This window comes from Mesorhizobium hawassense (assembly GCF_003289945.1).
Taxonomy (GTDB): domain Bacteria; phylum Pseudomonadota; class Alphaproteobacteria; order Rhizobiales; family Rhizobiaceae; genus Mesorhizobium; species Mesorhizobium hawassense.
Genome location: NZ_QMBP01000005.1, coordinates 59,159 through 67,743, shown reverse-complemented (window position 1 = coordinate 67,743; position 8,585 = coordinate 59,159). Strand labels below are relative to the sequence as shown.

Here is an 8,585-nt window from a genome sequence, read left to right as displayed (position 1 = left end):
TTTCGGTCTTTCATGCCAAGCAGGAGAACGAATGATGCTGGATACCCTCGACCGCAGAATAGTCGCCGCGCTCGAGCGCGACGCGCGCCTCTCCTTCGGCGAACTGGCCGAGGAGGTCGGCCTGAGCAAGACGCCGTGCTGGAAACGGGTGAAGGCGCTGGAGGAGGCCGGCATCATCCGTGGCTATTCGACCCGCATCGACCCGGCCAGGATCGGCTTCGGCATCGAGGCCTTCATCCAGGTGTCGATCGACTTCGAGGTGTCGGACGCCTTCGAGGCGGCGGTCAAGAAGCATCCGCTGATCCGCCGCTGCTACGCCACCACCGGCGAGGCCGACTATCTGCTCCAGATCGTCACCGTCGACATGATGGCGCTCGACCGGATGCTGCGCGAGGAGCTCAGCCGCCTGCCCGGCGTGCGCCGGACCGTGACGTCGATGGCGATGCGCGAGATCAAGGGCGACATCTCGTTCGCCGAGGCGGCCGGGCGCATGGTGAGAGGCGCGCAGACCAAGTGAGCCATGGGCGCCGGGCGGGCGGGCGCGGCGCCGGGCCCTGACTATTTCTGGGATGGTCGAAGACCGGATGCCGAACCGGTCTATAGTCGCGCCCGGGGGTATTCGGGTGGCTGATATCATCTCAATCAAAACAGGCGCGGAGCCTGCCGGATCGGCGGGACGCTCGGGGCTTTTCGCCGTCATGGCGAATGCCGGTGTCGCGCGCCGCTCCTGCCGCATTCTGGCGGCGGCGCTGCTCGCATCGACCATGCTGCTGCCGATGGCAACGCGCGCGGCGTCGGTCCTGCCGGAGCCGCGAGACGGCCTCCACCGGCCGATGGATCCGAAGGCCATGCTGCAGGAGGCCAAGCGCGCCCTTCTGGCGCAAGCCGCCAGTGGCAATGGCGGTAATGGAGGCAATGGCGGCGCCGCAGGCGGCAACGGCGGCAATGCCGGGAACGGCGGCAACGGTGGTTCCGCGGGCGGCAATGGTGGCAACGGCGGTTCCGCAGGCGGCAACGGCGGCAATGGTGGCTCCGCCGGTGGCAACGGCGGCAATGGCGGTTCCGCGGGCGGCAACGGCGGCAATGGTGGCTCCGCCGGTGGCAGCGGCGGAAATGGCGGTTCCGCGGGCGGTAACGGCGGGAACGGTGGTTCCGTAGGCGGTAACGGCGGCTCCGCGGGCGGCAACGGCGGTTCCGCCGGGAATGGCGGCAATGGCGGCTCCGCTGGAAATGGCGGAGACGGCGGTGCCGGAAATGGCGGCGGGAACGGTGGTTCTGGTGGAACCGGCGGCAATGGCGGCTCCGCTGGGAACGGTGGTTCCGGCGGCAATGGCAGTTCGGGCGGCAATGGCAGCTCGGGCGGCAATGGCAGTTCCGGCGGCAATGGTAGCTCGGGCGGCAACGGCGGCCATGGCCCCAGCCATCACGACACCACCGCCGGCCATTCGGACGGAGGCCCCCGCTCTTGCGGAACCTCCACGAGATCATCTTGCTGAGGCGGCTTGACCTCAGGCGCCCTCGAATGCTGCCTGGTGCTAAGGGCCGGTGCGGTAAGCGAAATCGTCGATCGCGGCCTGCCAGTAATGCTGCGTCCGGATTTCGAGCCGCGTGATGCGCCTGTAGTCGGCCGCGAAATAGACCAGTCCGTTCGCCGACAACACCAGCTGATCCTCATGGGCAGGCTGATCGCCCCGCCAGGCCTTGAGGATGAGCGTCTCGCCCTCGGCGTCGTCCCAGCCGGCGCCGAAATAGGCGCCGGTGAAATCGAACGGCTTGTCGCTGAACACCTGCGCCGGGTGGCCCGAGCTGTTATAGGCGATGAATTCGCCCGACATGGTGGTGTTGACGTAGCCTGGGCCGTCGGTGAAGCGCTGGTGCATGGCGACGAGATTGTACCAGTCGAGGCCGCCATAGCCGGACGGGACTTCGAACACGCCGGGCGACGTCATCAGGTCGTCGAAGCCGACGACATGCTCGATCGTCAGCGGCGCCTCGGCCGGTCCGCCCTTGCCCGAAAATGCCGAGATCACCACCGGGGCCGCGCCGACGACGACATGCCGCCGCTCGGTCGCCCCGTTGGCCGAAAAATCGACCAGCCATTCGCCTGAAGTCACGGCCGCGCTGAAGCGCCCGTCCGGGCCGACCTTGGCGACGGACGAGGCGCCGCCCGGCCCCGTCAGGGAAACGCTCGATCCGGCAGCGACCGCGCCGCTGATCGTCAGATCCGCCGCGATGCCGACCGGATGCGTGGTGCGCGTGGCGATCATGTCGCCCGGCGATCCGGGCGAAACGACATAGTCGCTCTCCTGCGCGGCGTTGCCGGTGGTGACGGAATAACCCGGCGGCGGCACGACGCGGAACGCGTAGTGCCCGGGATCGACCACTTCGAAATCGCGCTGCATGACCGACATGCGGAAATTGGCGAAGCCGCCGGCATTGGTCAGTCGCATGATGGTGCTGCCGTTCGGCTTGTCGAGCTCGACGGCCACGCGCGACATCGGGCGGTCGCCCATATCGTAGACGCCGTTCCTGTTGAGGTCGCGGAAGACGAGCAGCGACGTGTTCATCTGGCCGCCCTCGAAGGAGCCCCATGCGCGCTTCGGATAATAGTCGTCAGCAGTGCCGGCATGCGCCGCGCCGCAGGCCATGGCCAAACCGAGGGCCGCCGCGGCGACGCCTGAAAACAACAAATCACGCTTCACGAAATTTCCTCTTTCAATCCGATCCCCTGGAGACGCGCGATGACCTTGTCGACGGCATCGGCATCGAAATAGGCGAGATAGAGCAACACCATCGTGGCGCTGAACGTATAGACCGGCAGCGTCACATAGATGATGGCGTGGAAGGCCAGGCCCGGCAGCAGCAGGTAGCGCCTCGTCGCGCGAAACGGCAGGCCGAAGGCAAGGCTGTATTCCAGCGCGACGACGGCGACGGATGCGATCGTGGCGAACCAGGCAAGGCCGGCCGGATAATCCGAACCCGCATAGTACCAGAGGAATATCGCCTCGATCCGCGCGCCGCTCAGAAAGGCGTAGCTCGACTTGTCGAAGGCGGCGAAGAAATAGAGCACGCAGAGCTGCACCACGATCAGCCGCAGGCCCCACAGATTGCCGCGCTCCGCAGGCGCCGGCAGGCCCGCGCGTTCGGCCCGCATCACCGCCAGATAGCGGTCCAGCGAATAGGAGCGGTCGCAGGGGGTGAGCGCGATCAACAGCGCGGCGACGGCAAGCAGATAGGTATGATGATGTGTCCAGGGCTCGCGCCCGAACTGGAAGCCGAAATAATAGTACATCGCGAGGCCAACCGCGCCGGTCCAGACGGCGGCGGCGCGGCTCTGGTAGCCGACGAAGAGCAGCGTCGTGGCGACGAAGAAGTTGGCCGCCAGGAACAAGCCGATCGGCGACTGGTCCATATAAAACAGCAGCTCGCCGGCCCAGCGCGACCAGAACAGCATCGCCAGGCCGATGCGGATCAGCGCGGACGAGCGCGACGAGCCCTCGGTGCCGACCGCCCAGTGCACGAAGCTTGCGGCAAGAGCGTGCATCGGACGCAAGCCGGCGGCGTCAGTCGGCGCAGGCATTTTCGGCATCGGTATGGATGATCTGCCAGCCGTCGCGTGTGGCCAGCCGCGCGCGGACACGAATGTCGGAGCCCTGCCCGGCGGCCGTGCAGAGCCGCTTGATGACGGAAGCCAACTCCTCGGGGTTTTGGATCCACTTCAGCTTGCCGTTGCGAGGAGCATCGAGCATCGCGAACCGGTCGAGCGGGACGAGCGCGCCGTCGGGCTGGCGGATTTCGAAGGAAGCGTCGATGACGCCGAGCCCGATCGCGCTGAACATGGTCCAGGAGCGCAGCCACGGCGATTGAACCCCGAAGACCTGCTCCGCGGCCGGACCGGCGATCATGAAGGCGGCAATCGCGATGAAAACGCAAAACCGCAGGCGTCCCGCCGACAGCCGTCCGGCAGGCCCCGCGCCTGTTTCAATCGAGATGATGTCCGCCACCCGCGCACCCCCTCCGGGACTATAGACCGGATCAGGGTCTGTTCCGCAGACCATCCCAGAAAAAGTCAGGGTTCGGGCCGCCGCCCATGCCGTATCGTGGTTAGGGCCGAGACTGGACACCACAACCCACGTCTCGGCCCGCCGGCTCTGTTTTTGAAATTAACTATCCGGTTGAATTCATCGATAGGTTGCTTGCCTGCGTGGCGACCTTACGCGAATCTATCTTTGGGGGTGGTGGCTTGGGGAAGCGCCACGATGACATTTGTTGACTACTATGATCTGCTGGAAATCAGCCCGAGGGCGGCACCAGAAACTATAGAGCGAATATTCCGCTACTTCGCTAAACGCTACCACCCGGACAATCGGGAGACTGGCGACGAGCGGCGCTTTAGCGATCTCGTCGAGGCGCACAATACACTCAAAGATCCCGCCGCTCGCGCGCAGTACGACATTTTATACGGACAGCATCTGGGCGACAGCCGTGAGTTGACCCAGGAAGCCAGCGATCCACTCGTCGTAGAGAAGGATGCGATCGTTCAGGCCAAAGTGCTGTCGCTGCTTTGCGCGCGGCGCCGGCAAGACGTCAACAATCCTGGCATCGGCGACGAAGAGCTGGAACGCCTGTCAGGTTGCCCTCGCGATCACCTCGAGTTCCACCTCTGGTACCTCAAGGCGAAGGGCTTTATCGGCAGGACCGAGAATGGGACATTCGCGATCACCGTGCATGGCATTGATCGCGCCTATTCGGAACGGCAGGACGGCCGGCCGGCCGCTACGAGACTTCTGGAGAGCGCACGGTCCCAGTGATCATGCAGGCGTCATCGCGTGGTTCGTGTCCCGGCATGTGCAAGCATTGAAAGAGCCCGCACGCCATGGGGAGCGAACGGGCTCTTTATCGGGCCTCCCTGTGGATACGCTTTTCCAGTGTGGGCCTGGTTGCGATGACACCCCACCCGACGCGGCACGCCAGGGCAGCCCAGTTCGCGCCGCCTGAGAACCAACTTGGCCGCGTCCCGATCGTTCCATTAGCAGATGCTTGATTGCCGTCCTCGGCGCACGGAGACTTATTTGCGGATGATCCATTCCACCTTGTTGGGATCAACGTAGTCGTCGCCGGTCATGATGCGGACCAGCTTCCTGGCGCGCGGTCGCCATTGATCCTCGGGAACGTTGTCCTCGACCACCCATCGCCTGAATGCCGTGCGCATAACGTCGAGTTCGAATGCTGGAATTTGGTCTTTGGATTGTTTCTTGGTCATCGACCGGCAACGTGGAATGGTTTTAAATGTTCCGAGCGGGTGAGCTCCGCTTATGATGGCGCGGGCCTTTGCCGTCGTCTCGGGGACTAAGGCATAGCCATTAGGCACCATCACGACAGATCCTGCGATAACATCGGTTGCGCATGGTAAACAAAACCCGTCGGCGGGAAGACTGGTCGACGGGTTGTGCTGCGATCAATCAGCGGCTGAGGCATTATTCCTGCGCCAACCGTCCTTCAAGCTCTTTCAGGAAGTGAGCTTCATTAAGCAGTGAATTCCAGTCGGTGCCAATGCGCTTGATCAGTTCGCCGGCCTGGTCCTTCGAGATGCTGGATTCCCTCGCCAGCCGAGCCGCCAACAAATTCAACACGGCTTCCTCGCCCTCGGGCAAGTTGCCTTCCGGATGAAACATCGCCTCGAAAATCACCTGGTATACGCTCTCGACCTCCTCGTTGATCTCACTGGCTGGGATGCCTTCGCGCGCTGCGGCGTTCATCATCTCGTCGGCAAGGTCGCTCACCGCGACCGGATCGTCAGTCATGGCGTTGGGCAGGTGTTCCGCCATCCACTTGTCGAAGAAGTCAATGCCGCGTGTGCTCATCTCGGCATAAGCGGGAGGCAACACATTAGGTTCCGCTGAGGGAAGGTGCGATTTGAGCTCGCCACCGTTGAGGGACGATAGCGGGCTCTCGAACTGTGGGCAGCCCGAAGGTAGCGCGTCCATCTGGCGAGGCTGTGCCACCCACGGATTAAGCCGGCCCGATGGCTTATGTTCCATCCTCTAAAGATGCAGAAGCCACGTCCACCTGCATCTGCGTGAGCTCAAATTTCAATTCGTGGATCGTAAGGCGCTCGACAAGACGGCGTAGAGGATTGGCAGTGAGCGTAGCTGCCGCTGGTTCAAGCGAGAGCCATGGAAAAACGCCTTTGCGAATCCTCTTGACGACCAAAATCCTCGAACCCATATCGCCGCTAGGTCGAAACCGCTGCTGTAGGTTTCGGCTCTCCGAAAACTCAATTGTTCGTTCGAATTGGAGGATCCTATGAACGATCGTATGTTTGACAGCCCTCTTTTCGTAAAGAGCGGAAGCAGCCTTATCCAGGAGATTGCATGCATTGAGGACGCCCTGGAATTTCTCTACGAATGGCCGAAAAACAGGCGCGGCCCGATCTACCACACGGCGCTGCGAGCCTGCCAAAGGGCATTCGACAGCGACTTCCCGCGAAAGGCCGCGAGAGACGCCTTCTCCGGCTTCGCAAAAGCAGCCAAGATTCTTGAAGAAGTAAGCGCACCGCCGCCTTGGATGGTCAGCGTTGGCGGCCGCGGCGGGCTAGCCGCCTGAAGTCTCGCGATGGAGGTCGCGATGCTTTCAAAACCGTTCGAAAATCCGATCCGGGTTTGGGTTGGCATGGGGTTTCCTCGTCAGCTCAACACCGTGGTTGACGCATATCAGTTTGCCACCGATTGGTGTGGCAACAGTCCCGAGCAGAAAGCTGCCATCCGCGCCTGCAAAGCGGCGCTGGTCGGAGACATCGAGGCGGAGACGGCCAGGGGAATCTTTGCCGCCTTTGCCCGCAAGAAGGACATCCTTATCGAGGACGGAAATATGCCGCCACCTTATTGGAAGGCTCGGCCCTCGCACGTCTGAACTGGTTGAGGCGGCGGCCAACGCCGCCTCAACCATGCTCCAAGCCATTTCCACCTGATCGAGCAATTTCCATGGCAAATGAACTCGCGATTAAATCCCCGTCCCTTGAGGCAAACGCAGCCCGCTACGACGATGATTGCCAAGAAGCGTTGGTTGCTCACATCGACAATTTGCTGGAGCAAGCCGAGGCCGCCGGATGGGACAGGAGACGGGCCGCGTCGGCGCTGATGTATCTTGCCGCTAAAAGGCTAAATAGTGGTGATCGTCGAAGCACCTGACCCTCCCTAAGGGGTCCCCTCACCTAATTCGAAGGAAGTCTTTCGCCAGCCGGATTAAGGTCTTTGCGCGCCGTCTCCTGCTCCCTCTCGGCGTCGGCCTTGCGCTTCGGGCATTCCTCGAAATCATGGTCGCGGCCGCCGCAATAGGAGCAGCATTTGGCGGGTGTGTCGGGGTTGAGCATCGAGGCCATTCCCAAGAATGCACGAAATCGTTTCCAGTTGCAGCAATTGCGTGAAGACGCTGCCGCCGTTCAGGCCGATAGGGTTCCTGACGCAGAACGGAAAACCGCCGCACCGCCTGTTCGCGATTTTGGGCCAAGCCCGCTCGCCCCGCTGCGGACCTCAGTTCCTTGACGCGGATTGCATCTGCCAAAGCGTCGAATAGTTCATGACCGGCCGCTCGAAAGTCGCGCCCTTGTCGACAAACGGCTTGCCGGAATCCAGCATCGGCTGAAACCGATCCAACTGCTTCGCCGCGTCGAGATCGACCCATAGGCTCACGTTCGAGAGCGACGAGGTCGCCTCGTCCGCGCCAGTATAAAATGCGAGGAATCCCGGCATCTCTTCGATGCCGGGGCGGAGCGTCTGCTCGAGCTCGACCATCATTTGCCGCATTTCGCCGAACCTGTCCGGTGGGCATCGAAGGATGGATACCCTTACGATCGGCTGCATCGGAAATGCTCCCTCTTCCTGGATCGACCTTGCCGCAAAAAAGGTATGTCGAGGGACCGACGATCACCATAGCGGCGGGCAGTTTCGGTGCGGTCCGTTCCAACACATTTTCGAGAGAACCAGGCGGCCGGCCGACAACGTCTGCTTTGCCCGTGCAAGCGCGTCACTCTCGCCGGACAATTGCTTCCACAGGAGCTCGCCGCTCGCGCGGCGGGCTCCCGTTCAGTCACCGCTCACGCATGGGCGTGGGGATGACGGAAGTCCCAGACGGCCCAGGCCGAAGCCACGACCACCAGCACGCCGAGGGCGACGTGCGTGGTCATGATATTCGTGTCAGCCTTGAAGCCCAAGAGCCAGGGCGACACGATCAGCCAGAGCCCGAGGACCAGACTTACCCATTCTTCCCACTCGGCGAACACTGAAAACATCGCCAGCGCCAGCGCGCCGAGCAGAACGCCGACAATCCAGGCGTTCCACGCGGGCACCATCGCCGCGGTGAATCCGATGACCCAAGGTGAGATAAACAGGCAAATCGCCAGGACCAAGGTGATCCAGTCCAGGCTCTTTCTTGCTTCCATCATTGCCATGACAACCTCCATAGATGAAGCTTGACCAAAGCAACCGTATCCGCGTGGACATCGCACGCTCAGCATTGATGTAATTACGCTTTTACCGCTCCGCAAGGAGGTGCCGGCAACTGTGGCTTGCGCCCTGCCCGGCGCC

Annotated in this window: 14 protein-coding genes; 6 read left to right on the top strand and 8 right to left on the bottom strand. The window is 62.7% G+C overall.

Translation table 11 applies throughout. From position 1 onward, the window contains the following. The first annotated feature begins 31 nt into the window (after window positions 1-31). Complete coding sequence (locus DPM33_RS12810) at window positions 32-517, top strand: Lrp/AsnC family transcriptional regulator (RefSeq protein ID WP_245442114.1); 486 nt, start codon at window positions 32-34, stop codon at window positions 515-517. A gap of 181 nt (window positions 518-698) precedes the next feature. Then, entirely contained in the window at window positions 699-1,496 is a 798-nt protein-coding gene (locus DPM33_RS36200) for a hypothetical protein (protein ID WP_208648394.1), read from the top strand. A gap of 39 nt (window positions 1,497-1,535) precedes the next feature. Here DPM33_RS36200 and DPM33_RS12800 read toward each other — a convergent pair whose 3' ends face one another. Genes DPM33_RS12800 through DPM33_RS12790 form a run of 3 tightly spaced genes read right to left on the bottom strand, consistent with a single transcriptional unit; the run spans window position 1,536 to window position 4,004 of the window. Then, entirely contained in the window at window positions 1,536-2,702 is a 1,167-nt protein-coding gene (locus DPM33_RS12800) for an SdrD B-like domain-containing protein (RefSeq protein WP_112097803.1), read from the bottom strand. Continuing rightward, window positions 2,699-3,580, bottom strand: coding sequence for an HTTM domain-containing protein (locus tag DPM33_RS12795; RefSeq protein WP_167449045.1), 882 nt, complete (start codon window positions 3,578-3,580; stop codon window positions 2,699-2,701). Before DPM33_RS12795 ends, DPM33_RS12800 begins: the two co-directional genes overlap by 4 nt. Then, entirely contained in the window at window positions 3,564-4,004 is a 441-nt protein-coding gene (locus DPM33_RS12790; protein WP_112097801.1) for a hypothetical protein, read from the bottom strand. The genes DPM33_RS12795 and DPM33_RS12790 overlap by 17 nt, the downstream gene beginning before the upstream one ends. Before the next feature lie 255 nt (window positions 4,005-4,259). Between DPM33_RS12790 and DPM33_RS12785 the strand changes: the two genes are divergently transcribed. Next, window positions 4,260-4,811 carry a DnaJ domain-containing protein gene (locus DPM33_RS12785; RefSeq protein ID WP_112097800.1) on the top strand — a complete coding sequence of 184 codons (552 nt, stop codon included), beginning with the start codon at window positions 4,260-4,262 and terminating at the stop codon, window positions 4,809-4,811. Window positions 4,812-5,068: 257 nt separating this feature from the next. On the opposite strand, the gene DPM33_RS35810 is transcribed toward DPM33_RS12785, so the two are convergent. Both DPM33_RS35810 and DPM33_RS36935 read right to left on the bottom strand, forming a co-directional pair. After that, a complete protein-coding gene (locus DPM33_RS35810) occupies window positions 5,069-5,377 on the bottom strand; it encodes a hypothetical protein (protein WP_146770235.1) in 309 nt (102 codons plus the stop codon). Window positions 5,378-5,477: 100 nt separating this feature from the next. Next, entirely contained in the window at window positions 5,478-5,864 is a 387-nt protein-coding gene (locus tag DPM33_RS36935) for a DUF768 domain-containing protein (protein ID WP_245442112.1), read from the bottom strand. A gap of 442 nt (window positions 5,865-6,306) precedes the next feature. On the opposite strand from DPM33_RS36935, the gene DPM33_RS12770 reads away from it, so the two are divergent. From DPM33_RS12770 to DPM33_RS12760, 3 genes are all read left to right on the top strand, one after another. Further along, entirely contained in the window at window positions 6,307-6,606 is a 300-nt protein-coding gene (locus tag DPM33_RS12770) for a DUF982 domain-containing protein (protein WP_112097798.1), read from the top strand. A gap of 21 nt (window positions 6,607-6,627) precedes the next feature. Next, on the top strand, window positions 6,628-6,912 hold the full coding sequence (locus DPM33_RS12765; RefSeq protein ID WP_112098040.1) for a DUF982 domain-containing protein: 285 nt from the start codon (window positions 6,628-6,630) through the stop codon (window positions 6,910-6,912). Between the two features lie 71 nt (window positions 6,913-6,983). Beyond that, complete coding sequence (locus DPM33_RS12760; RefSeq protein WP_112097797.1) at window positions 6,984-7,190, top strand: hypothetical protein; 207 nt, start codon at window positions 6,984-6,986, stop codon at window positions 7,188-7,190. Window positions 7,191-7,213: 23 nt separating this feature from the next. On the opposite strand, the gene DPM33_RS36195 is transcribed toward DPM33_RS12760, so the two are convergent. The 3 genes from DPM33_RS36195 to DPM33_RS12750 form a co-directional block, all read right to left on the bottom strand. Then, window positions 7,214-7,381 carry a hypothetical protein gene (locus DPM33_RS36195; protein WP_167449044.1) on the bottom strand — a complete coding sequence of 56 codons (168 nt, stop codon included), beginning with the start codon at window positions 7,379-7,381 and terminating at the stop codon, window positions 7,214-7,216. A 151-nt stretch (window positions 7,382-7,532) separates the two neighbouring features. Then, complete coding sequence (locus tag DPM33_RS12755; RefSeq protein WP_245442111.1) at window positions 7,533-7,796, bottom strand: hypothetical protein; 264 nt, start codon at window positions 7,794-7,796, stop codon at window positions 7,533-7,535. Between the two features lie 299 nt (window positions 7,797-8,095). Then, complete coding sequence (locus tag DPM33_RS12750; RefSeq protein ID WP_112097795.1) at window positions 8,096-8,449, bottom strand: SPW repeat protein; 354 nt, start codon at window positions 8,447-8,449, stop codon at window positions 8,096-8,098. Between the last annotated feature and the right edge of the window lie 136 nt (window positions 8,450-8,585).

Excerpts from the sequence above, each read along its gene's own strand:
- DPM33_RS36195 (WP_167449044.1), bottom strand. The coding sequence starts at position 7,381 with ATGGCCTCGATGCTCAACCCCGACACACCCGCCAAATGCTGCTCCTAT.
- DPM33_RS12765 (WP_112098040.1), top strand. The coding sequence starts at position 6,628 with ATGCTTTCAAAACCGTTCGAAAATCCGATCCGGGTTTGGGTTGGCATG.
- DPM33_RS36935 (WP_245442112.1), bottom strand. The coding sequence starts at position 5,864 with ATGAGCACACGCGGCATTGACTTCTTCGACAAGTGGATGGCGGAACAC.
- DPM33_RS12750 (WP_112097795.1), bottom strand. The coding sequence starts at position 8,449 with ATGGCAATGATGGAAGCAAGAAAGAGCCTGGACTGGATCACCTTGGTC.
- DPM33_RS12810 (WP_245442114.1), top strand. The coding sequence starts at position 32 with ATGATGCTGGATACCCTCGACCGCAGAATAGTCGCCGCGCTCGAGCGC.
- DPM33_RS12755 (WP_245442111.1), bottom strand. The coding sequence starts at position 7,796 with ATGATGGTCGAGCTCGAGCAGACGCTCCGCCCCGGCATCGAAGAGATG.
- DPM33_RS12770 (WP_112097798.1), top strand. The coding sequence starts at position 6,307 with ATGAACGATCGTATGTTTGACAGCCCTCTTTTCGTAAAGAGCGGAAGC.
- DPM33_RS12760 (WP_112097797.1), top strand. The coding sequence starts at position 6,984 with ATGGCAAATGAACTCGCGATTAAATCCCCGTCCCTTGAGGCAAACGCA.
- DPM33_RS36200 (WP_208648394.1), top strand. The coding sequence starts at position 699 with ATGGCGAATGCCGGTGTCGCGCGCCGCTCCTGCCGCATTCTGGCGGCG.
- DPM33_RS12785 (WP_112097800.1), top strand. The coding sequence starts at position 4,260 with ATGACATTTGTTGACTACTATGATCTGCTGGAAATCAGCCCGAGGGCG.
- DPM33_RS12795 (WP_167449045.1), bottom strand. The coding sequence starts at position 3,580 with ATGCCTGCGCCGACTGACGCCGCCGGCTTGCGTCCGATGCACGCTCTT.